This is a genomic window from Streptomyces sp. NPDC048255 (genome assembly GCF_040652415.1).
GTDB lineage: Bacteria > Actinomycetota > Actinomycetes > Streptomycetales > Streptomycetaceae > Streptomyces.
Genome location: NZ_JBEZMA010000005.1, coordinates 164,994 through 185,278, shown reverse-complemented (window position 1 = coordinate 185,278; position 20,285 = coordinate 164,994). Strand labels below are relative to the sequence as shown.

The 20,285-nt window shown below is 70.9% G+C and carries 18 protein-coding genes; 8 read left to right on the top strand and 10 right to left on the bottom strand.

What is annotated here, in order from left to right:
* Positions 1-43: 43 nt before the first annotated feature.
* The 3 genes from AB0D94_RS07395 to AB0D94_RS07385 form a co-directional block, all read right to left on the bottom strand.
* Positions 44-1,024 (bottom strand): ABC transporter substrate-binding protein, encoded by a 981-nt coding sequence (locus tag AB0D94_RS07395; protein WP_362046935.1) that lies wholly within the window; start codon positions 1,022-1,024, stop codon positions 44-46.
* A gap of 65 nt (positions 1,025-1,089) precedes the next feature.
* Positions 1,090-1,767, bottom strand: a complete 678-nt coding sequence (locus AB0D94_RS07390; RefSeq protein WP_362046932.1) for an ABC transporter permease — start codon at positions 1,765-1,767, stop codon at positions 1,090-1,092.
* A gap of 4 nt (positions 1,768-1,771) precedes the next feature.
* Complete coding sequence (locus AB0D94_RS07385) at positions 1,772-2,458, bottom strand: ABC transporter permease (RefSeq protein WP_362046929.1); 687 nt, start codon at positions 2,456-2,458, stop codon at positions 1,772-1,774.
* Between the two features lie 145 nt (positions 2,459-2,603).
* Between AB0D94_RS07385 and AB0D94_RS07380 the strand changes: the two genes are divergently transcribed.
* Entirely contained in the window at positions 2,604-3,566 is a 963-nt protein-coding gene (locus tag AB0D94_RS07380) for an ATP-binding cassette domain-containing protein (RefSeq protein WP_362046926.1), read from the top strand.
* A 61-nt stretch (positions 3,567-3,627) separates the two neighbouring features.
* On the opposite strand, the gene AB0D94_RS07375 is transcribed toward AB0D94_RS07380, so the two are convergent.
* Positions 3,628-4,737 (bottom strand): alpha/beta hydrolase-fold protein, encoded by a 1,110-nt coding sequence (locus AB0D94_RS07375; RefSeq protein WP_362046923.1) that lies wholly within the window; start codon positions 4,735-4,737, stop codon positions 3,628-3,630.
* Positions 4,738-4,889: 152 nt separating this feature from the next.
* Between AB0D94_RS07375 and AB0D94_RS07370 the strand changes: the two genes are divergently transcribed.
* The 6 genes from AB0D94_RS07370 to AB0D94_RS07345 all read left to right on the top strand — a co-directional run bounded on the left by AB0D94_RS07370 (position 4,890) and on the right by AB0D94_RS07345 (position 11,119).
* Positions 4,890-6,743 carry a phosphatidylglycerol lysyltransferase domain-containing protein gene (locus AB0D94_RS07370; RefSeq protein ID WP_362046918.1) on the top strand — a complete coding sequence of 618 codons (1,854 nt, stop codon included), beginning with the start codon at positions 4,890-4,892 and terminating at the stop codon, positions 6,741-6,743.
* A 93-nt stretch (positions 6,744-6,836) separates the two neighbouring features.
* Positions 6,837-7,709, top strand: coding sequence for a dihydropteroate synthase (gene folP, locus AB0D94_RS07365; RefSeq protein ID WP_362046915.1), 873 nt, complete (start codon positions 6,837-6,839; stop codon positions 7,707-7,709).
* Positions 7,710-7,731: 22 nt separating this feature from the next.
* Positions 7,732-8,175, top strand: a complete 444-nt coding sequence (locus AB0D94_RS07360; protein ID WP_362046912.1) for a nuclear transport factor 2 family protein — start codon at positions 7,732-7,734, stop codon at positions 8,173-8,175.
* A 130-nt stretch (positions 8,176-8,305) separates the two neighbouring features.
* Positions 8,306-8,665 (top strand): dihydroneopterin aldolase, encoded by a 360-nt coding sequence (gene folB, locus AB0D94_RS07355; RefSeq protein ID WP_030010912.1) that lies wholly within the window; start codon positions 8,306-8,308, stop codon positions 8,663-8,665.
* Positions 8,662-9,270, top strand: coding sequence for a 2-amino-4-hydroxy-6-hydroxymethyldihydropteridine diphosphokinase (folK, locus tag AB0D94_RS07350; RefSeq protein ID WP_362046907.1), 609 nt, complete (start codon positions 8,662-8,664; stop codon positions 9,268-9,270). The genes folB and folK overlap by 4 nt, the downstream gene beginning before the upstream one ends.
* A gap of 1,360 nt (positions 9,271-10,630) precedes the next feature.
* Positions 10,631-11,119, top strand: a complete 489-nt coding sequence (locus tag AB0D94_RS07345; RefSeq protein WP_362046904.1) for a DUF3180 domain-containing protein — start codon at positions 10,631-10,633, stop codon at positions 11,117-11,119.
* A 190-nt stretch (positions 11,120-11,309) separates the two neighbouring features.
* Here the strand turns inward: AB0D94_RS07345 and folE are convergent, their stop codons facing one another.
* The 6 genes from folE to dacB all read right to left on the bottom strand — a co-directional run bounded on the left by folE (position 11,310) and on the right by dacB (position 18,979).
* Complete coding sequence (folE, locus tag AB0D94_RS07340) at positions 11,310-11,918, bottom strand: GTP cyclohydrolase I FolE (RefSeq protein ID WP_362046901.1); 609 nt, start codon at positions 11,916-11,918, stop codon at positions 11,310-11,312.
* Between the two features lie 76 nt (positions 11,919-11,994).
* Positions 11,995-14,031 (bottom strand): ATP-dependent zinc metalloprotease FtsH, encoded by a 2,037-nt coding sequence (ftsH, locus tag AB0D94_RS07335; protein WP_362046898.1) that lies wholly within the window; start codon positions 14,029-14,031, stop codon positions 11,995-11,997.
* A 184-nt stretch (positions 14,032-14,215) separates the two neighbouring features.
* Entirely contained in the window at positions 14,216-14,776 is a 561-nt protein-coding gene (gene hpt / locus AB0D94_RS07330) for a hypoxanthine phosphoribosyltransferase (protein ID WP_266935963.1), read from the bottom strand.
* A 68-nt stretch (positions 14,777-14,844) separates the two neighbouring features.
* Positions 14,845-15,885 carry a tRNA lysidine(34) synthetase TilS gene (gene tilS, locus AB0D94_RS07325; protein WP_362046893.1) on the bottom strand — a complete coding sequence of 347 codons (1,041 nt, stop codon included), beginning with the start codon at positions 15,883-15,885 and terminating at the stop codon, positions 14,845-14,847.
* Between the two features lie 446 nt (positions 15,886-16,331).
* Positions 16,332-17,477 (bottom strand): zinc-dependent metalloprotease, encoded by a 1,146-nt coding sequence (locus AB0D94_RS07320; RefSeq protein WP_362046890.1) that lies wholly within the window; start codon positions 17,475-17,477, stop codon positions 16,332-16,334.
* 38 nt (positions 17,478-17,515) lie between these two features.
* On the bottom strand, positions 17,516-18,979 hold the full coding sequence (gene dacB, locus AB0D94_RS07315) for a D-alanyl-D-alanine carboxypeptidase/D-alanyl-D-alanine-endopeptidase (RefSeq protein ID WP_362046887.1): 1,464 nt from the start codon (positions 18,977-18,979) through the stop codon (positions 17,516-17,518).
* A gap of 133 nt (positions 18,980-19,112) precedes the next feature.
* Between dacB and AB0D94_RS07310 the strand changes: the two genes are divergently transcribed.
* A complete protein-coding gene (locus tag AB0D94_RS07310) occupies positions 19,113-19,607 on the top strand; it encodes an inorganic diphosphatase (protein ID WP_008742522.1) in 495 nt (164 codons plus the stop codon).
* Positions 19,608-20,285 lie beyond the last annotated feature (678 nt).

Genomic DNA, 20,285 nt, shown 5'->3' with positions numbered 1-20,285 from the left:
TTCCGGGCGGGTACTCCACATTTCTCCATCAACCGTGTAACTGCTACTTCTTCAGCAGGCCCTTGGAGTCCAGGTAGGCCTTCGCGACGTCCGCCGGCTTGGCGCGCTCCGCGTCCACCTTCCGGTTCAGGTCGACGAGGTCGGCGGTCGTGAGGACCTGGCTCAGCTGGTCGAGGGCGGCCGCGACCTCCGGGGTGCCCGCGTCCTGGGCGTTGACCACCGGCAGCACGTTGTCGGCGTTCTGGAGCTTCTTGTCGTCCTCCAGGAGGACCAGGCCGTAGGTGTCGAGCGTGGCGTCGGTGGTCGTGGTCAGCGCCAGCTGGTCCGCGCCGTCCTTGACCGCCTGCTTGGACTGCGGGGTGCCGACACCCTTGGGGTCGATACCGGAGACTTCGATTCCGTACGTCTTCTTCAACCCGGGGGCGCAGAAGGGGCGGACGGAGCATTCGTCGCCCGCCGCGATCTTCACCTTCAGCCCGGACTTTCCAAGATCGGAAAGTGTCTTGAGATTGTTCTTCTCGGCGAATTCCCTGGATACGGCGAAAGCGTTCTGGTCGACCGCCGCACCCGGCGGGAGCGCCTTCAGGCCGAGCGGGGCGGCCAGCTTCTCCAGGGCCGCGACGGTCGCCGCGACGTCGCTCGACGCGACCGGCTTCACGTCCGGCGCCGTCGGGCCGTTCACCTTGGCGTTGAGGAACTCCGCGAGCGTGGCCGCGTACTCCGGGACGACGTCGATCTCGCCCTTCTCCAGGGACGGCTCGTACAGCTCGCGGTTGTTGACCGTCTTGATCGACGTGTCGTACCCCGCGCCCCGCAGCACCTGCGCGTACAGCTCCGCCAGCACGTTGGACTCGGTGAACCCGGCCGCGCCGATCACCAGGCTGCCCTTGCCGCCCGCCGCCGGGGAAGAGGAGGAACCGCCCTCCTTGCTCTTCTCCAGGCTGTCGCCTCCGCACGCGGTGAGCGAGGCGGTCAGGGCCACCGCACCCAGTGCCGCGCCGAGGACGCGCGTGGACTTGCTCATGATCTCTCCTCCAGGGGAGTGGGAAGGACGGGACGGGCACAAGTGCGGCGCGGACGCGGGGAGGGTCAGCCGGTCGCCCCGCGCGCGGCCGGACGCGGCAGCAGCCGGTCCGCCGCCACCAGGGCGCCCTCCACCAGCAGGGCCAGCGCCGCCACCAGCAGGGCGCCGGCGACGACCTGCGCGGTGTTGTACGTGTTGAAGCCGGCGGTGATGATCCGGCCGAGACCGCCCTGGCCGACCATGGCCGCGATGGTGGCCGTGGCGATGACCTGCACGGCGCCCGACCGCAGCCCCGTCATCACCAGGTCGCGCGCGAGCGGCAGTTCGACCCGCCAGAAGAGCTGGCCTCCGGACATGCCCATGCCCCGGGCGGCCTCCACCACGGACCGGTCGACCTCGCGCATGCCCACGTAGGCGTTGGTCAGCAGCGGAGGGACGGCGAAGAGCACGAGCGCGGCGATGGTGGGCAGGTATCCCGCGTTGCGCAGCGGCGAGACCATGAAGAGCGCCAGCACGGCGAAGACGGGCACGGCCCGGCCGATGTTGGAGACGTTCACCGCGAGGGCGCCGCCCTTGCCGAGGTGGCCGAGGAACAGTCCGACGGGCAGCGCCACCGCGCAGGCGATCGCGAGGGCGATCCCGCTGACGTAGACGTGCTCGCCGAGCCGGTGCCAGACCCCGCTCTCCCCGGACCAGTTGGCACCGTCGGCCAGCCAGTCCCAGGCCCCTTCCAGCACACCCATGACCTCAGGCCCCCTTCGCCGGCCGCGCGGCCCGCGTCCACGGCGTGAGCAGCCGCTGCGCTCCGAGCAGCAGCAGGTCCGCCACCAGCGCGAGCAGCACGCACAGCACGGAGGCGGTGAGCACCTGCGCCTTGAAGGAGCTGTTGACGGCGGGGGCGATCAGATTGCCGAGGCCGCCCTTGCCGACGATGGAGCCGACGGTGGTCAGCGCGACCGTCGAGACGGTGGCGATCCGCACCCCCGCGAGCAGCGCGGGCAGCGCCAGGGGCAGTTCGACCTGCCACAGCATCCGCCCGGGGCCGTACCCCATGCCGCGCGCGGCTTCCCGTACTTCCTCGGGGACGGCTTCCAGGCCGGCCAGCACGTTGCGGACCAGGATGGTCAGCGAGTACAGCACCAGCCCGGTCACCACGAGCGCCGCCGACAGGCCGAAGAAGGGCAGCAGGAGGGAGAACATGGCGAGCGAGGGGATCGTGTAGAGCAGGGTGGTCAGGCCCAGTACGGGCGCGGCCCAGCGGCGGCCGCGGCGGGCCAGCAGGGCCAGGGGCACGGAGACGGCGAGGCCGATATCCACCGACATGCCCGTGATCCAGATGTGCTCCACGGTGGCGTCGGTGAGCTCCTGGGAACGGGAGGTGACGTACTCCCAGCAGAACCAGTCATTCGCCACCAGGCAGTTCTGCCCGGCCATGCCCTCACCCCCTGTCCCGAACTGGCGTACACCAGCGACCCTAACCCCCGGCACCGACGGTGGCCGGAATCCTTCGCACTCACGCAACACTCCCCTGACAAAGCCTTCGCCAAAACCTGACGGCCGGTAGGGAAGGATGGGTCCCGTGATCCGATTCGAGCACGTGACCAAGCGCTACCCCGACGGGACGACAGCCGTCGAGGACCTGTCCTTCGAGGTGGCGGAGGGCGAGCTGGTCACGCTCGTGGGCCCGTCCGGCTGCGGCAAGACGACCACGATGAAGATGGTCAACCGGCTCATCGAGCCGACCTCCGGCCGGATCCTGCTCGGCGGCGAGGACATCTCCGCCGCCGATCCGGTGGAACTGCGGCGCCGCATCGGATACGTCATCCAGCAGGTCGGGCTGTTCCCGCACAAGACGGTGCTGGAGAACACGGCGACCGTGCCCCAGCTGATCGGCACCCCCAAGGCCAGGGCCCGCGCCCGGGCGGCCGAACTGCTCGAACTGGTGGGACTGGACCCGGCCGTCTACGGGGGCCGCTACCCGGAGCAGCTCTCCGGCGGGCAGCGCCAGCGCGTCGGCGTGGCCCGCGCGCTCGCCGCCGACCCGCCGGTGCTGCTGATGGACGAGCCGTTCGGCGCGGTGGACCCGGTGGTGCGCGAGCGCCTGCAGAACGAGTTCCTGACGCTGCAGAAGACCGTGCGCAAAACCATCCTGCTGGTCACGCACGACCTGGAGGAGGCGATCCGGCTCGGCGACCGCATCGCCGTCTACGGAGCGGGCACCATCGAGCAGTTCGCCAGCCCGGCCGCGGTGCTGGCCGCGCCGGCCACGCCGTACGTGGCCTCCTTCGTCGGCGCCGACCGGGGGCTCAAGCGGCTCGCGGTCACCCCGGTCGCACCGGCCGACCTCGCGGCGACGGAGGGGAAGCCTCCGGCGACCTCGGTGGACCTGGGCGCGACCCTGCGCGAGGCGCTCGCGGCCCTGCTCCAGGAGGACTCCGGCCGGATCGGGGTCACCGACCCGGCCTCGGGCGCGCTGGTCGGCGTACTGACCCCGGAGGGCGTCCACCGCGCGCTGCGCCGGGCCCAGCTCCAGGAGGCGTAGGGGGCACAGGAAAAGGGCCCGACCGGAGTCGGGCCCTTCTCAGCAGCGGGCGGCAGGAGGCTCAGGCCTCGATGCGGCCGCTCATCCACTGCAGCATGGGCGGGATCTCGCGCCGCCACGTGTTGAAGTTGTGGCCGCCGCTGTCGAGGATGATCGACGAGACCCGGTCCGGGCCCTTGACCAGCTTGACGAACTTCTTGGTGTCGCCGAGGTTCGGCTCGCCCTTCTCGCTGCTGGTGACGAGGAACGACGTACCGGTCGGCTTCTTGTTCTCGATGCTGTGCAGCACGTCCGCGCGCTTCTTCAGCTTGTCGTCCCCGTGGAACAGGTCACCGGTCGTCGGGTCGTCCGGGGCCTCGTAGTACGCGGACAGACCCGCGGCGGCGCCGAAGGTCTGCGGGTAGTGCGCGGCGATCTTCAGGGCGCAGTAGCCGCCGGTCGAATTGCCGATGAAGCCCATGTTCTTGGCTTCCTTGCCCACCCGGAAGGTGTCCTGGACGGCCTGCGGCAGGTCCACCCCGAAGAAGGTCTCGGTCTGCGGGCCACCGGGTATGTCCACGCACTCGGTGTCACGCGGGGGCGCGATGGTCGGGCGCATCATGACCAGGATCATCGGCTTCATCTTGCCGGCCTTGGACAGGCTGAAGGCCTTCATGGGGTAGTCGAGCCCTTTGATCAGGTTCTCGGCCGTGCCCGGGTAGCCCGTCAGGACGATGGACGCCGGGAAGTTCTGGTCCTTGTGCTGCGGCTGGAAGTACTCCGGCGGCAGCCACACGTAGCCGGGGCTCGTTATCTTCGACTTCTGCCCGGTGATGGAGACCTTCAGGATCTGGCCGCCGACCTGGGGCTTGCCCCCGCCGGGCACGTCCAGCTTCTGCTTGTCGACGACCTTGATGTCCTTGCTGCTCATCGAGTGGTCGACGACCTTGCCGATGGACGTCTCCTTGCCGACGAGGTCGGCCCAGGACCCGTAGAACAGGAAAGACTTGTTGGCCGCGAGACCCACAGCCGAGAACAGCGCCAGCTGCGTCGCCAGCAGGAGGCCGATGCGTCCGGCGAACGCACGCCAGGTGCGGCCCGAGAGCTTCGGCCAGAACCAGACGGTGGCCGCGAAGAGCAGCACACCGGCGATGATGGCCAAGGCCAGGACCGTATTACTGGTGAGACCCATGAGCAGTCAGTCGACTTTCTGATGGCAGGACTGGATTTTTCCGACGGAAGAGTGAACCCGCTCCCCGTCGATGTCGTCCTAAGGGACGCACCACACACCGGAGGCTGTCGCGGCCTTCGGCCACATGATCTCTCGCGGAGCAACGGGAAGCGATGTCTAGCAGGATAGATGGCGATAAGTCGGGACAGGTTCCGAGCAGGTTCCGCCGAATCCTCAGCGGACCCAGGCCGGAGTCGGTGCCCGGCCTGGTAGGTACGGCCGTCATGATCGTCGGCCTTCTGGACATCGCGGCCGGGGTCTTCCCGCGATTCCGCCACAGCCGCATCCACGCGGTCACCGAGGTGCTGCCGGGCTCCCTGGGCCCGTTCGCGGCAGCCCTGTCCATCAGCGCGGGCGTTCTGCTGCTGCTGCTCGCCCACGGCCTCAAGCGGCACAAGCGGCGGGCCTGGCGGGCCGCCGTCGTGCTCCTGCCGGCGGGCGCCGTGGCGCAGTTCACGTACCGGCACTCGGTCATCGGCGTGGTCATCGCGGCAGTGCTCCTCGCGCTGCTGCTGCGCCATCAGGGTGAATTCAAGGCGCTGCCCGACCCGCGCAGCCGCTGGAAGGCGCTCGCGAACTTCGTCCTGATGAGCGCCGGCTCCATCGGGCTCGGTCTGGTCATCGTCAACGTCCACCCGGGCAAGGTCGTCGGCAAGCCCGGCCTGTACGAGCAGATCACGCACGTCGTCTACGGCCTCTTCGGCTTCGAGGGCCCCGTCGACTACGCAGGCCGGGTGTCGTGGACCGTGGGGTACTCCCTCGGCGCCCTCGGCATGCTGACCGCGCTCACCACCATCTACCTGGCCTTCCGCCCCGAGCACCCGGCCGCCCAGCTCACCGCCGACGACGAGGGCAAGCTGCGCGAGCTCCTCGCCAAGCACGGCGGCCGAGACTCCCTCGGCCACTTCGCGCTCCGCCGCGACAAGGCCGTCGTCTTCTCCCCCAGCGGCAAGGCCGCCGTCACCTACCGGGTCGTCTCCGGCGTGATGCTCGCCTCCGGCGACCCCATCGGGGACGTCGAGGCCTGGCCCGGCGCGATCGAGCGGTTCATGGAGGAGGCCAAGGCCCACTCCTGGACCCCGGCCGTCATGGGCTGCAGCGAGACCGGCGGCGAGGTCTGGACCCGCGAGACCGGTCTCGACGCCCTGGAACTGGGTGACGAGGCGATTGTCGATGTCAAAGACTTCTCCCTCTCGGGCCGCGCCATGCGCAATGTCCGCCAGATGGTGAAGCGCATCGAGCGCAACGGCTACACCACCAAGGTCCGCCGGGTCAGCGAGCTCACCGAGCAGGAGCTGGAGCAGGTGCGCGGCGCCGCCGAGGCCTGGCGCGGCACCGACACCGAGCGCGGCTTCTCCATGGCGCTGGGCCGGGTCGGCGACCCGGGCGACGGCGACTGCTTCATCGCCACCGCCCACCGGGTCGAGGAGGGCGACACCAGCCCCTTCGGCGACCTGAAGGCCGTCCTGCACTTCGTCCCGTGGGGCAAGGACGGCATGTCGCTGGAGCTGATGCGCCGCGACCGCGCCGCCGACCCCGGCATGAACGAACTGCTGATCGTGGCCTCCCTGGAGGCCGCCCCCGCGCTGAAGATCGAGAAGGTCTCGCTGAACTTCGCGATGTTCCGCTCGGCCCTCGCCCGCGGCGAGAAGATCGGCGCCGGCCCGGTGCTGCGGATGTGGCGGAACCTGCTGGTCTTCCTCTCCCGCTGGTTCCAGATCGAGTCGCTGTACAAGTTCAACGCGAAGTTCCGCCCCCGCTGGGAGCCGCGCTTCGTCGTCTTCCGCACCACCCGCGACCTGCCCCGCATCGGTTTCGCCGCGATGCAGGCCGAGGGGTTCGTGACGCTGGCCCTGCCCCGCCTGTTCGCCAGCCGCCGCCGTCCCAAGCCGGTCCGCACCTGTGCGCACCACCACATGGCGGCCGTACCGAAGCAGCAGACCGAACGCGAGGTCCAGGTGGCGTAAGGCGGGACCACCCGCACCCCGCCCGGCCAGGGCCCCGGCAGCCGACAGGCGCCGGGGCCCTGCCGTATCCAGGTCAGCCCTACCCTTGGACCTATGAACACGAAGCGCGGAGCCACCGGCAGGGGCCGGGTCGCAGGTCTGCCGGACTGGGACCGCTGCGGGGTCATGGGCGTCGTCAACGTCACCCCCGACTCCTTCTCCGACGGCGGCCGCTGGTTCGACACCACCGCCGCCGTCAAACGCGGCCTGGACCTCGTTGCCCAGGGCGCCGACCTCATCGACGTCGGCGGCGAGTCCACCCGGCCCGGCGCCTCCCGCGTCGACGAGGAGGAGGAGCTGCGCCGGGTCGTCCCCGTGGTCCGCGGCCTGGCCTCCGAGGGCGTCACCGTCTCCGTCGACACCATGCGGGCGGCCGTCGCCGCCCGGGCCGTCGAGGCCGGCGCCGTCCTGGTCAACGACGTCAGCGGCGGCCTCGCCGACCCCGGCATGATCTCGGCCGTGGCGGCCGCCGAGGTGCCCTTCGTCGTCATGCACTGGCGCGGCTTCAGCGAGGGCATGAACAGCCTCGCCGTCTACGAGGACGTACTCGCGGAGGTCACCGCCGAGCTGCGGACCCGCATCGACACCGTGGTGAGCGGCGGGATCGCCCCCGAACGGCTCGTCGTCGACCCCGGCCTCGGCTTCGCCAAGAACGCCGAGCACGACCTCGCCCTGGTCGCCCACCTGCCCGAGCTGCGCGCGCTCGGCTTCCCGCTCCTGGTCGCCGCCTCGCGGAAGCGTTTCCTCGGCTGGGTCCTGGCCGGCGGGGCCGACGCCGCGCCGCCGCCCGCCCGCGAGCGCGACGCCGCCACCGCGGCCGTCTCCGCGATCGCCGCCCACCAGGGCGCCTGGGCCGTCCGGGTCCACGAGGTACGGGCGACCGCCGACGCGGTTCGGGTGGCCCGCGCCGTGGAAGGAGCGCTGTGACCACCGACCGAGAAGGAGCCCTGTGAGCAGAACCGACATCGAAGCGGTCGAAGAGGTCAACACGGCCTTCTACGAGGCCATGGAGCAGGGGGACTTCGACGCCCTGTCGGCGCTCTGGCTCGAGGACGAGATCTCGTGCGTCCACCCCGGCTGGCCGGTGCTCTCGGGCCGCGGCGAGGTACTGCGCTCGTACGCCCTGATCATGTCCCACACGGACTACATCCAGTTCTTCCTCACCGACACCAAAGTGGCCGTCATAGGTGACACCGCGCTGGTGACCTGTACGGAGAACATCCTCAGCGGCGGCCCCGCCGAGGACGGCGGGGAACTCGGCCCGCTGGTCGGTCAGCTGGTCGTCGCCACGAATGTGTTCCGACGCACATCCGAGGGCTGGCGCCTCTGGTCCCACCACGGTTCTCCCGTCCTCACGGAGTCCGACGAGGACGAAGAGGAGGACGCCTCCTGACCCCTACGGCGGGGGCCGAGGTATTTCGCAGGTAAATTCGAAGACGGACGACGCCGACCGCACTCGGCGTAGGCCCATGGCCCCGGGAAGCCCCGGGACCGGAAGACTTACGAAAGCAGGAGTGATTCGCGTGGATCGTGTCGCGCTGCGCGGCCTCAAGGCTCGCGGGCACCACGGCGTCTTCCCCCGGGAACGCGAGGAAGGCCAGACCTTCATCGTCGACCTCGTGCTGCATCTCGACACCCGCCCCGCGGCGGCCGGAGACGACCTGGCGAAGACCGTGCACTACGGGGTCGTCGCCGAGGAGGTCGTCGACGTGGTCCAGGGAGAGCCCGTCGACCTGATCGAGACCCTCGCCGAGAGGATCGCCCAGCAGTGCCTCAAGCACGAAGCGGTGGCGCAGGTGGAGGTAGTCGTCCACAAGCCGGACGCGCCCATCACCGTCCCCTTCGACGACGTGACCATCACGATCACCCGGAGCCGCGCATGAACAACGGACTGAACGCCCAGAGCGACCCCACAGTGCAGCCGGTACCCGCCTCCGTCGTCGAGGCCGTCGACGCTGCGGACGTGACCCTGTCCAACCCCAAATGGGCCGTCATCGCGCTCGGCGCGAACCTCGGCAACCGGCTGGAGACCCTCCAGGGCGCCATCGACGCCCTCGGCGACACCCCGGGCCTGCGGGTCAAGGCCGTCTCCGCGGTCTACGAGACCGAGCCGTGGGGCGTCGCCCCCGGATCGCAGCCCTCGTACTTCAACGCGGTCATCGCGGTGAAGACCACCCTGCCGCCCTCCTCCCTCCTGGAGCGCGGACACGCCATCGAGGAAGCCTTCGACCGCGTCCGCGAGGAGCGCTGGGGCCCGCGCACGATCGACGTCGACATCGTCGCGTACGCCGACGTGGTCTCCGACGACCCCGTCCTCACCCTCCCGCACCCGCGCGCCCACCAGCGGGCCTTCGTCCTGGCCCCGTGGCACGACATCGACCCCGAGGCCCAGCTCCCCGGCCACGGCCCGGTCGCCACCCTCCTGACCGAAATCGGCCTGACGGGCGTCACGCCGCGCCCCGACCTGGAACTCCGCCTCCCCGAGTAGTCGTTCGCGTCTCTGATCGGCTGACTGATCCTGTGGCCGGACCTGTGTCCGGGAAGGGGATCTCCCACCGTGGAGGGCTGACGTGGGCGTGCAGGTGGAATCCCGCGCCCAGTGATGCTCCTCGTGGCCGGTGTCGGCCGGATGGGGGTCCCCCCGGCTGGAGGCTGGGGGAGGGTGTGCCGATCGTCGTCACGCCCTGGTACCGGTGTGCTGCGCGAGGCAGCCGTCTCGGTTCCGTGTGAGCGTGTCCCTCCGGACGCTTTCCCGCCTGCCCCGAGGGTCTGGCGGGGGAGGGTGCCCTGCGTCGCCTGGGCGCGGGGCGTGGTGCCTGTTGCCGTGTGGAGCCGGTCCTGGTGCGGGCGGAGGGTGGGCAGGTGCAGCGCTGCCCCAGCCGGGACCGTCGGGGGCAGCTTGAGGGGACAGGCCACCCACGTCCAGTCCCGGGAGGACTGCAGATCGGGGCGGGTGGGCAGCTGCAAGCGCAGCAGCACACGGCCGGGCTCATCCGCCCGTTCGATGGTGGCCTGCTGCCTGTCACAGGTGGAAAGCAGCAGCATCCTTGCCGCCCGGGGCACTCCCTCCACCTCGAAGAGATCGGTGGGCATCGCGCCGTGCTTCTTGAGGAACGCGCCGATCTGCCGGGTACGGCCCTTCAGGATGCTGGATGGCAGATGCTTCCCGTCCGGCACCCCCGCACGTACCGCATCCCATTCCCGTCCCGTGCGCCTGGCCGGGTCGGCGGGCCAGGTCGCAAGCACCCCGCCGGTCACGTCGGCACGCCACTTCACCGACCGCAGTAGGCGTCCGGCCTGCTCCTGCGCCATGCGCACGATCCTGTCGTTGACCCGCACGCCCTCCGGCGGCGCGATGGTCCATCCCAGGCGGCGCAGCGCCACGCACGCGTTCGACGGCAGCCTCCTGCCCCCGTGGTCCTGTCCGGACGCGAGAACCTCCACATCTGCGGCATTCCAGTGCGCGGCCAGCAGCTCGGCGACCATTCCGGCCACCAGATCGGCACACCAGCCAACCCGCTCCGCCAGCACGGATGAGGACAGCGACTCGCCGCTCTCCTCGTCCACACCCCTCCGCAACAGACCACGGGCACAAGCGGTCCGAGCGACCTCGCCCCGGGCAAGCGGCACTCTCAGAGCCACCCTTCACCCCCTGCCGGCCGGTCCTGTCATCCGATCAACGACGGCGCCGACAGAAAGTCGCGCATTCGACCCACGAACTCAGATACGGCACCCACGCAGGACGGACATCACGGCGAGAACCCGACACGATCGCTACGGATGCACAGCGAACTGTGCGAGCCTGTGGACTGCCTGACGGATCGGCGCGGAAAGCGGGGAACAGGCAAGTGAAGCAACTGAGGCCGGCGGTCCTGGCGGGGATCTTCGTCGTCGCCGGGGTCCTGTCCTGGGCGGGCGCCCGGCTGTTGAACGCGTACAGCAGCCTGCCGGGCGTCCCGCTGGCCGCGCCGATCGTCCTCGGCACCATCGCCGTGGTGCTGCTGGCCACCGCCCTGTCGCTGCGGTCCCGCCTGAAGGCCCAGCGCGAGCGGCGCCCGGGAGCCAAGGGCGTGGAGCCGCTGATGGCGGCCCGCGCGGTGGTCTTCGGACAGGCCAGCGCCCTGGTGGCCGCCCTCGTGGCGGGCATGTACGGCGGTGTGGGCGTCTTTCTGCTGACCGAGGCCCTGGAGGTCCCCGCCCGCCGCGACCAGGCCTGGTACGCCGGTTTCTCGGTCCTGGCGGGCGCGGCGGTCATCGCCGCCGCCCTGTTCCTGGAGCACGTCCTCAAGCTCCCCGAGGACGACGACGAGTCCCCGGAGGCCCCGGCCCGCGCCTAGTGCTGTGGCCGCCGCGGGCAGCCCCTAGGCCCTGTCCGGGCGATCTTCGCGGGCCCGCGCCGCCTGGCACGGCACCTCGCCGCGTTGTCGGACCGCGCGAGTACGGCCAAGTACGAGCTGCGATCCTCCGCCTTGCGATGCACCGCACCAGACGACGCGGGCTGATCCACGAAGACCGCCCGGACAGGACCTAGCGGGCCATGATGAGGCTCATGGCCTCGTTGCGGGTCGCGGGGTCGCGGAGCTGGCCGCGGACCGCCGAGGTGATGGTCTTCGCGCCGGGCTTGCGGACGCCGCGCATGGTCATGCACATGTGCTCGCACTCGATGACCACGATGCATCCGCGCGGGTCCAGGATCTCCATCAGGGAGTCCGCTATCTGAGTGGTCAGCCGCTCCTGGACCTGGGGGCGGCGGGCGAACACGTCGACGAGGCGGGCCAGCTTCGACAGGCCGGTGATCTTGCCGTCGGTGGACGGGATGTACCCCACGTGAGCCACGCCGTGGAACGGGACGAGGTGGTGTTCGCAGTTCGACATGACCTCGATGTCCTTCACCAGGACCATCTCGTCGTGGCCGAGGTCGAACGTCGTCGTCAGGACCTCTTCAGGCTTCTGGTAGAGGCCGGCGAATATCTCCTTGTACGCCCGCGCCACGCGCGCCGGGGTCTCCAGGAGGCCCTCGCGGTCCGGGTCCTCACCGACCGCGATCAGGAGCTCACGGACCGCCGCCTCGGCGCGCTTCTCGTCGAACACGCCGATCGTGCCCTCGTCGCCGGTCAGGGTCACTGGGTCCGTCATTGCTTCCTCGTTCCTGTGGAAAGTGCCGCGCCCCCCAGGCTAGAACCTGGGGGGCGCGGCTTCCATTCCGGGTGGATCAGACTTCGGGGCGGTCCTCAGGGGCCACCTCGATGCCCTTCTCCGTGGAGACCGGCGTGACGGCGGTGGTCGCCGACGTGCCGTTCGCCGAGTTCGTCAGCTGGAGCTCCTTGGGAGAGAGCACCGGCGGACGGGTGGAGGGGGTGCGGCGGGAGGAGCCGGTCCACGCGGGGCGGGCCGGACGCTTCACGATCGTCGAGAAGATCTCGGCGATCTGCTCCTTGTTCAGCGTCTCCTTCTCCAGCAGCGCGAGGACCAGGTTGTCGAGGACGTCGCGGTTCTCGACGAGGATCTCCCAGGCCTCGTTGTGCGCGGTCTCGATGAGCTTCTTGACCTCTTCGTCGACCAGCGCCGCGACCTCTTCCGAGTAGTCCCGCGGGTGCGCCATCTCGCGGCCCAGGAACGGCTCGGTGTTGTCGCCGCCGAACTTGATCGCACCGAGACGCTCGGTCATGCCGTACTGCGTGACCATGGCCCGCGCCGTGGCGGTGGCCTTCTCGATGTCGTTCGCCGCGCCCGTCGTCGGGTCGTGGAAGACCAGCTCCTCGGCCGCGCGCCCGCCCAGCATGTACGCGAGCTGGTCGAGCATCTCGTTACGCGTGGTCGAGTACTTGTCCTCGTCGGGCAGGACCATGGTGTAGCCCAGGGCCCGGCCGCGGGACAGGATCGTGATCTTGTGGACCGGGTCGGAGTTCGGGGAAGCCGCCGCGACCAGGGCGTGTCCGCCCTCGTGGTACGCGGTGATCTTCTTTTCCCGGTCCGACATGATCCGGGTCCGCTTCTGCGGGCCCGCCACGACACGGTCGATCGCCTCGTCCAGCGCGTGGTTGTCGACCAGCTTCTTGTCCGAGCGGGCCGTGAGCAGCGCGGCCTCGTTCAGGACGTTGGAGAGGTCGGCACCGGTGAAGCCGGGCGTACGCCGGGCAACCGCGCCCAGGTCGACGTCCGGGGCGACCGGCTTGCCCTTCTGGTGGACCTTGAGGATCTCCAGACGGCCCTGCATGTCGGGACGGTCGACCGCGATCTGCCGGTCGAAGCGGCCCGGGCGCAGCAGCGCCGGGTCGAGGATGTCGGGACGGTTCGTGGCGGCGATCAGGATGACCCCGCCCTTCACGTCGAAGCCGTCCATCTCGACGAGCAGCTGGTTGAGGGTCTGCTCGCGCTCGTCGTGACCGCCGCCGAGACCCGCACCGCGGTGCCGGCCGACGGCGTCGATCTCGTCGACGAAGACGATCGCCGGGGCGTTGGCCTTGGCCTGTTCGAACAGGTCGCGGACACGCGAGGCACCGACACCGACGAACATCTCGACGAAGTCGGAACCGGAGATCGAGTAGAAGGGGACGCCGGCCTCGCCCGCGACGGCGCGCGCCAGCAGGGTCTTGCCGGTGCCGGGCGGCCCGTAGAGCAGCACGCCCTTGGGGATCTTGGCGCCGACGGCCTGGAACTTCGCCGGCTCCTGGAGGAACTCCTTGATCTCGTGGAGTTCCTCGACGGCCTCGTCCGCGCCCGCGACGTCGGCGAACGTCGTCTTCGGGGTGTCCTTGGTGATGAGCTTGGCCTTGGACTTCCCGAAGTTCATGACTCGGGAGCCGCCGCCCTGCATCTGGTTCATCAGGAACAGGAAGACAAGGACGATCAGGACGAAGGGCAGGAGCGAGAGCAGCACGCTCAGGAACGGACTGGTCTTGTCCGGCGCGACCTTGTAGCCGTCGGTGATCTGGCCGGCTTCGTACTTGGTCTGGAGGTTCTGGGCGAGCTGGACGCCCTGGTCTCCGATGTAGTTGGCCTGGAACTTGGTACCGGAGTTGTCGCCGAGCTTCTGGTCCTTCTTCAGCTCGACCTTGATCATCTGGCTGTCGCCGGTGGTGAGCTCTGCGCTCTGCACCTGGCCGCTGTTGATCGCCTTGATGACCTCGCTGGTGTCCACCGTCTTGTAGCCGCCGCCGGAGCCGACGACATTCATCAACACGACCACGGCGAGGACGGCCAGCACGATCCACATGACCGGCCCACGGAAGTATCGCTTCACGTCCATCCATACGGGGCGCCAGGCACCCCGTCCCTCCTGCCCGTAGGTAAATGCTGCTGTGAGTAAAGACTGTTCTTCGGAATGTACCCCTGAATTGTCACCCGCGGCCTCGTGGGACGGCTGACAGTCCTGTCTTCCCTTGCTCCAACGGCGGGAATCGTTCCAGGGTTCCCTGTCCGGGAGGCTGGCTTCAGCCGCCGTAGACGTGCGGGGCGAGCGTGCCGACGAACGGCAGGTTGCGGTACTTCTCGGCGTAGTCGAGGCCGTAGCCCACGACGAACTCGTTCGGGATGTCGAAGCCGACCCACTTCACGTCGATCGCGACCTTCGCGGCGTCGGGCTTGCGCAGCAGCGTGACGACCTCCAGGGAGGCCGGCTGGCGGGATCCCAGGTTCGACAGCAGCCAGGACAGCGTCAGACCGGAGTCGATGATGTCCTCGACGATCAGGACGTGCTTGTCCTTGATGTCGGTGTCCAGGTCCTTGAGGATCCGGACCACACCGGAGGACTGGGTCCCGGCGCCGTACGAGGACACCGCCATCCAGTCCATGGTGAGCGGGGTGGACAAGGCGCGTGCCAGGTCCGCCATCACCATCACGGCGCCCTTGAGGACACCGACGATGAGCAGGTCCTTGCCCGCGTACTCCGTGTCGATCTTCGCGGCCAGCTCGGCCAGCTTCGCGTCGATCTCTTCCTTGGTGATGAGCACCGACTGGAGGTCGTCGCCCATGTCCTTCTCGTCCACCCGCATCACTTTCGTTGTCGGCCGGGGCTCCGGGGGAGGTGCCCCCGGAGGACTCAGCCGTGTTTCAGCACCAATCAGCCCTGCCGGATGACAAGTCTGCCACCCTGCCGCTGGGCCTCGACCCGGCCGGGCAGGTTGATGGCGCCCTGGCCGCGCCATCCGGTGATGAGACGGTCGACTTCCTCGATGTGGCGGGCGAAGAGGGAGCCCGCGGGAGAACCGGCGGCGACCACGGCCCTGCGCAGCACCCGGCGGCGGACGGCCGGGGGCAGGGCGTACAGCTTGGCGCACTCCAGCCGGCCGTCCTCGTCGCGCACGCCTGTCTCGGCCTCGGCGGCCCAGGCGTCCAGGGCGTCGGCGTCGTCGCGGGAGAGCTGGGCGGTCCGGGCGAGGGCCTCGACGACTCCCTTGCCCAGCGCCTTCTCCAGGGCGGGCAGTCCTTCGTGGCGCAGGCGGGAGCGAGTGTAGGCGGGGTCGATGTTGTGCGGGTCGTCCCAGACGGGGAGGGACTGGACCATGCAGGCCTTGCGGGCGGTCTGCCGGTCGACCTGGAGGAAGGGGCGGCGGTAGCGGTGGCTGCGGCCGGGCCCGCCCGAGACCTCGGCCATGCCGGAGAGCGAGCGGATCCCGGAGCCGCGGGCGAGGCCCAGCAGGACGGTTTCGGCTTGATCGTCCCGGGTGTGGCCGAGCAGCACGGCGGCGGCCCCCAGCCGGTCGGCGGCCTCGTCCAGGGCTCCGTAACGGGCGTCGCGGGCGGCGGCCTCGGGTCCGCCGTCGCGGCCGACGCGCACGGCGACGGACTCCACCGGGTCGAGGCGGAGCGCGGTCATGCGGGAGACGACCTCGGCGGCGCGCAGGTCGGAGCCGGCCTGGAGCCCGTGGTCGACGGTGATGCCGCCGGCCCGGATGCCGAGTTTGGGGGCCTCGAAGGCGAGGGCGGAGGCGAGCGCCATGGAGTCGGCCCCGCCGGAGCAGGCGACGAGGACGAGCGGCGGGGACCCGCCGGTGGTGCCGGGGGTCCCCCCGGACGGAGTCTGGGGGAGATCGGTGAGGACGTCGTGGAGTACGCGGCGGACCGCCAGGCGTATCGCCGCGACCGCAGGATGGGGACCCATGTCCGGTGCCCTTCGGTGGAGTTCGGATGCCTCGGAGCCCCCGGCCGGCGCCCTTGGGCGCCCCCGGAGGGTGTGTCGTGTGCTGGGGTGCTGCTCGGTGCTGTTGCCCGGTGTCCCGTGTGTCCCCGCGAGGAGTCCCCGCGGGACAGCGGTTTGTCACTCAGAGTGCGTCGATGGTGACAGAGCCGAGCCGTTCCCCGAGCATCGCACGCCCTCCCACGGCCCACGGTCCCTCGGACGGGTGACGCTGCTTCCCCCAGTGAGACATGTTTAGGCCTGTCCGGCACATGTGGGGTGGGTGAAGGAGCGGGGCCTGGCGCGCGGGCCTGCAAGGCGGAGGAGGCAGTCATGGCGGAGCCGTGCCGACCGACGACAACGCAGCAGGCCCACGCGCCAGGCCCCGCGACGCCGCCCTGTATGTGCCGGACAGGCCTGTGCCCCTTGAGTCACTTCCCTTCGCTCTCCTCGCTCCCCCTGCCGTGGACGCGGGCGACCCAGTCCGCCGGCCTGGCGATCTCGGCCTTGGTCGGCAGTGTGTTCGGAGAGGTCCACACGCGGTTGAAGCCGTCCATACCGACCTGGCCGACCACGGCGCGCACGAAACGCTCGCCGTCGCGGTACTGGCGCAGCTTGGCGTCGAGGCCCAGCAGCTTGCGCAGCGCCGCGTCGAGGCGGCCCGCCCCACTGGCCCTGCGCTGCTGGAACTTCTCGCGGATCTCGGCGACCGAGGGCACCACCTGCGGCCCGACGCCGTCCATGACGAAGTCGGCGTGGCCCTCCAGCAGGGACATGACGGCCGTCAGCCGGGCCAGCACCTCCCGCTGCTCGGGGGTCTGCACGAGCTCGACGAGGGAGCGGCCCTCGTCGCCGCGCTCGGCGTCGGGGCGGGCTCCGGCGAAGGACTGGGCGGCCTCGCGGATGCGCTCCAGGACGGTCACCGGGTCCACTTCGGTGGCGCCCAGGAACGTCTGGATTTCGCCCTCCAGGTGGTCGCGCAGCCACGGGACGGCCGTGAACTGGGTACGGTGCGTCTCCTCGTGCAGGCAGACCCACAGCCGGAAGTCGTGCGGGTTCACCTCCAGCTCGCGCTCGACGTGCACGATGTTGGGGGCGACGAGCAGCAGCCTGCCGCCGCCGGCGGCGGAGCCCGGCAGGTCGCGGGAGACCGGCGCGAAGGTCTCGTACTGGCCGAGGACGCGGGAGGCCAGGAAGCTCAGCAGCATCCCCAGCTCGACTCCGGTGACCTTGCCGCCGACCGCGCCCAGTACCGCTCCGCCGGGGGCGCCCGCGCGGCGGTCCTGCATCTTGCCCAGGAGCGGCTGGAGCAGTTCCCGGAAGCCGGCCACGTTCGCCTTGACCCAGCCGGCCCGGTCGACGACGAGGACCGGGGTGTCGTGGACGGCCGCCCCCTCGTCGATCATCCGGGTGAACTCGCGCACGTGCCGTTCCGAGGTCCTGGCATGCTCGCGCAGCTCCGCCACCACGGCCCGGGCCTCGTCCCGGCTGACCTCCGGGCCGGGCCGCACCAGTCGGGTCGCGGTCGCCACCGCGAGGTTCCAGTCGACCATCTCCGCACCACTGATGCTCGTCATGCGTCAACCGTACGTGGACCAGCCCCTCGGCGGACCCCCTACGGAGCGGTCGCCACCGCCGCGGCCAGCTTGTCGAGGCCCTTCTCGGCGGCCGGGCCGTCCGCGCTGTTCGCCGTCAGGAAGGCGAAGGCCAGCAGCCTGCCGGAGGGGTCCACGACGGTCCCGGCGAGGGAGTTCACCCCGCTGAGGGTGCCCGTCTTGGCCCGGAGCAGGCCGGCGGCGGGGGAGCCGCCGGAGTTGCGGGCGCGCAGGGTCCCGGTGAATCCGGCGACGGGCAGCCCGGTGAGGACCGGCCTCAACTCCGGGCGCTGGGGGTCCGCGGCCTTGGCCAGCAGGGCGGTCAGCAGGCCCGCACTGACCTTGTCGGCCCGCCCCAGGCCGCTGCCGTCGGCGAAGCGGGAGCCGGTGACGTCGACGCCGAGGGCGGTGAGCCGGTCGGTGACGGCCTTCTCGGCGCCTTCGAAGCTGGCGGGCTGCCCGGAGGCGAGGGCGGTCTGCCGGGCCAGGGCCTCGGCGATGTCGTTGTCGCTGTTGGTCAGCATCCGCTCGACCAGCCCGGCCATGGGGGTGGAGAGGGTCGTGGCGAGAGGCTGGGCACCGGCGGCGGCCTTGGCCCGGGCGGGGTCGCCGGTGACCTTGATGCCGCGCTCGGCCAGCAGGGCGGCGAAGGCCCGGGCGGCGTCCCCGGAGGGGTCATCGGTGCGGGCGACGGGCCCGGAGGTGGAGTCGTCGGGGCGGCCCTCGTCGGCCGTCAGGGCCGTCACCAGCGCGATGTTGGGGTTGACGCCGATCGGGTGGCGGGCGGGGCCGGTGTAGAGGCTGTCGTCGTAGGCGAGGGTCACGCTGTCGGTGCCGGCGGCCTTGAGGGCCTGGGCGGTGTCGGCGGCCAGGGCCACGAGGCTGCCGCCGGATCCGGCGGGGCTCTTCTTCTTCGCGGTGAGGGAGGGGTCCCCGCCGCCGACGAGCACGATCTGCCCGGGCGCGGCGCCGGGTACCACGGTGGTGCGGATCCGGTGCTCGGGCCCGAGGGCGGCCAGCGCGGCCGCCGCGGTGATGATCTTGATGGTCGAGGCGGGGGTCATAGCGTCCCGCGCCCCGGCCTCGTACAGCACCTCTCCGGTGGCGGTGTCGACGACGGAGGCGGTACGGACGGTGCCGAGCGCCGGGTCGGCGAGCAGCGGCTTCAGCGCCGCGGACAGCCCGCCCGCGGCGGCGGCGCCGACGGCGGCCTCCTTGCGCGGGGCTCCCGGCCCGACGGCGCCGAGCACGCCGGGGGCGCTGGGAGCGGCCTCGGGCAGCAGTTCTCCACCGTGATCTGCGCCACCCGTACGGCCCCAGGAGGCGGCCCTGTCCCGCTCGGCCTTACGCTGGCCGGAGTCCCATGGACCGGAGGCGGCCACCGTCGCCACCGACAGGGCGAGGCCGGCGACGGCCGAGCCCGCGATGAGCTGCCACGTCTTGATCGATGGCACCTCGGACCAGCCCCTTTCGCGATCACACATATGCGTGAGGGACACTTAACCACTGCGTCTTGCCGCGAGCATGGCACCCCACCCGGCAGGGCTGGGCCGGACGCGCATGTTTTTGGATCAACGCAGGCTCGAAGCAATAAAGCTGATCATGGAGGAGCAGGACGTGGAGTTCGACGTCACCATCGAGATCCCCAAGGGTTCGCGGAACAAGTACGAGGTGGACCACGAGACCGGCCGGATCCGTCTGGACCGTCGCCTCTTCACCTCGACCAGCTACCCGGCCGACTACGGCTTCGTCGAGAACACCCTCGGCGAGGACGGCGACCCGCTGGACGCGCTGGTCATCCTTGACGAGCCGACCTTCCCGGGCTGCCTGATCAAGTGCCGCGCCATCGGCATGTTCCGCATGACGGACGAGGCCGGCGGCGACGACAAGCTGCTGTGCGTCCCCGCCTCGGACCCGCGTGTCGAGCACCTGCGCGACATCCACCACGTCTCCGAGTTCGACCGCCTGGAGATCCAGCACTTCTTCGAGGTCTACAAGGACCTGGAGCCGGGCAAGTCGGTCGAGGGCGCGAACTGGGTCGGCCGCACCGAGGCCGAGGCCGAGATCGAGGCCTCCTACAAGCGCCTCGAGGCGCAGGGCGGCCACCACTAGGCTCCGCCGGTGCACGGGGTCCACGGGGTTCGCCCCGGCCCCCCCCTGCCGTGACAGCGGGCGGTACCCCTCAGGGGGTACCGCCCGCTGTCACGTCCCGCCGTTGCCCCTGCGGGGGCTCGGCAGACGCGGCCTCGGCTGCGCCGCGCTTGCGGGGTGCGGCCTCGGCTGCGCCGCGCTTGCCGGGTGCGGCCTCGGCTGCGCCGCGCTTGCCGGGTGCGGCCTCGGCTGCGCAACGCTTGCCGGGTGCGGCCTCGGCTGCGCCGTGCTTGCCGGGTGCGGCCTCGGCTGCGCCGCGCTTGCGGGGTGCGGCCTTGGCTGCGCCGTGCTTGCCGGGTGCGGGGTGTGGGGCGGGGCCGCTCCGGAGCGTCTCCTCGGCTCGCGCACTTAGCCCATGCTGCGCCGGTGGGGCCTGGGTTGCGCGCTCGTCCTGCGGGGACTCTCCTGCGCGTCCCCACCCCACGCCCAGGCTCCGGAAGCCAGACCCGCCACCCTCGGATGCCGTTCCGGGGTGGGGTGCCCGAGCTTCGGCAGCCGGCCCCGTCACCGTCGGAAGCCGTGGCGGGGGGTGGGCCGGGGACACTCCGGAGCGTCTCCTCGGCTCGCGCACTTAGCCCATGCTGCGCCGGTGGGGCCTGGGTTGCGCGCTCGTCCTGCGGGGACTCTCCTGCGCGTCCC

Bases quoted from the DNA above. Each gene is read 5' to 3' on its own strand.
- AB0D94_RS07385 (WP_362046929.1), bottom strand. From the start codon at position 2,458: ATGGCCGGGCAGAACTGCCTGGTGGCGAATGACTGGTTCTGCTGGGAG.
- AB0D94_RS07395 (WP_362046935.1), bottom strand. From the start codon at position 1,024: ATGAGCAAGTCCACGCGCGTCCTCGGCGCGGCACTGGGTGCGGTGGCC.
- ftsH (WP_362046898.1), bottom strand. From the start codon at position 14,031: ATGGACGTGAAGCGATACTTCCGTGGGCCGGTCATGTGGATCGTGCTG.
- dacB (WP_362046887.1), bottom strand. From the start codon at position 18,979: ATGTGTGATCGCGAAAGGGGCTGGTCCGAGGTGCCATCGATCAAGACG.
- folK (WP_362046907.1), top strand. From the start codon at position 8,662: ATGAACAACGGACTGAACGCCCAGAGCGACCCCACAGTGCAGCCGGTA.
- tilS (WP_362046893.1), bottom strand. From the start codon at position 15,885: ATGGGTCCCCATCCTGCGGTCGCGGCGATACGCCTGGCGGTCCGCCGC.
- folE (WP_362046901.1), bottom strand. From the start codon at position 11,918: ATGACGGACCCAGTGACCCTGACCGGCGACGAGGGCACGATCGGCGTG.
- AB0D94_RS07320 (WP_362046890.1), bottom strand. From the start codon at position 17,477: ATGACGAGCATCAGTGGTGCGGAGATGGTCGACTGGAACCTCGCGGTG.
- AB0D94_RS07390 (WP_362046932.1), bottom strand. From the start codon at position 1,767: ATGGGTGTGCTGGAAGGGGCCTGGGACTGGCTGGCCGACGGTGCCAAC.
- folP (WP_362046915.1), top strand. From the start codon at position 6,837: ATGAACACGAAGCGCGGAGCCACCGGCAGGGGCCGGGTCGCAGGTCTG.
- AB0D94_RS07370 (WP_362046918.1), top strand. From the start codon at position 4,890: ATGTCTAGCAGGATAGATGGCGATAAGTCGGGACAGGTTCCGAGCAGG.
- AB0D94_RS07375 (WP_362046923.1), bottom strand. From the start codon at position 4,737: ATGGGTCTCACCAGTAATACGGTCCTGGCCTTGGCCATCATCGCCGGT.
- hpt (WP_266935963.1), bottom strand. From the start codon at position 14,776: ATGCGGGTGGACGAGAAGGACATGGGCGACGACCTCCAGTCGGTGCTC.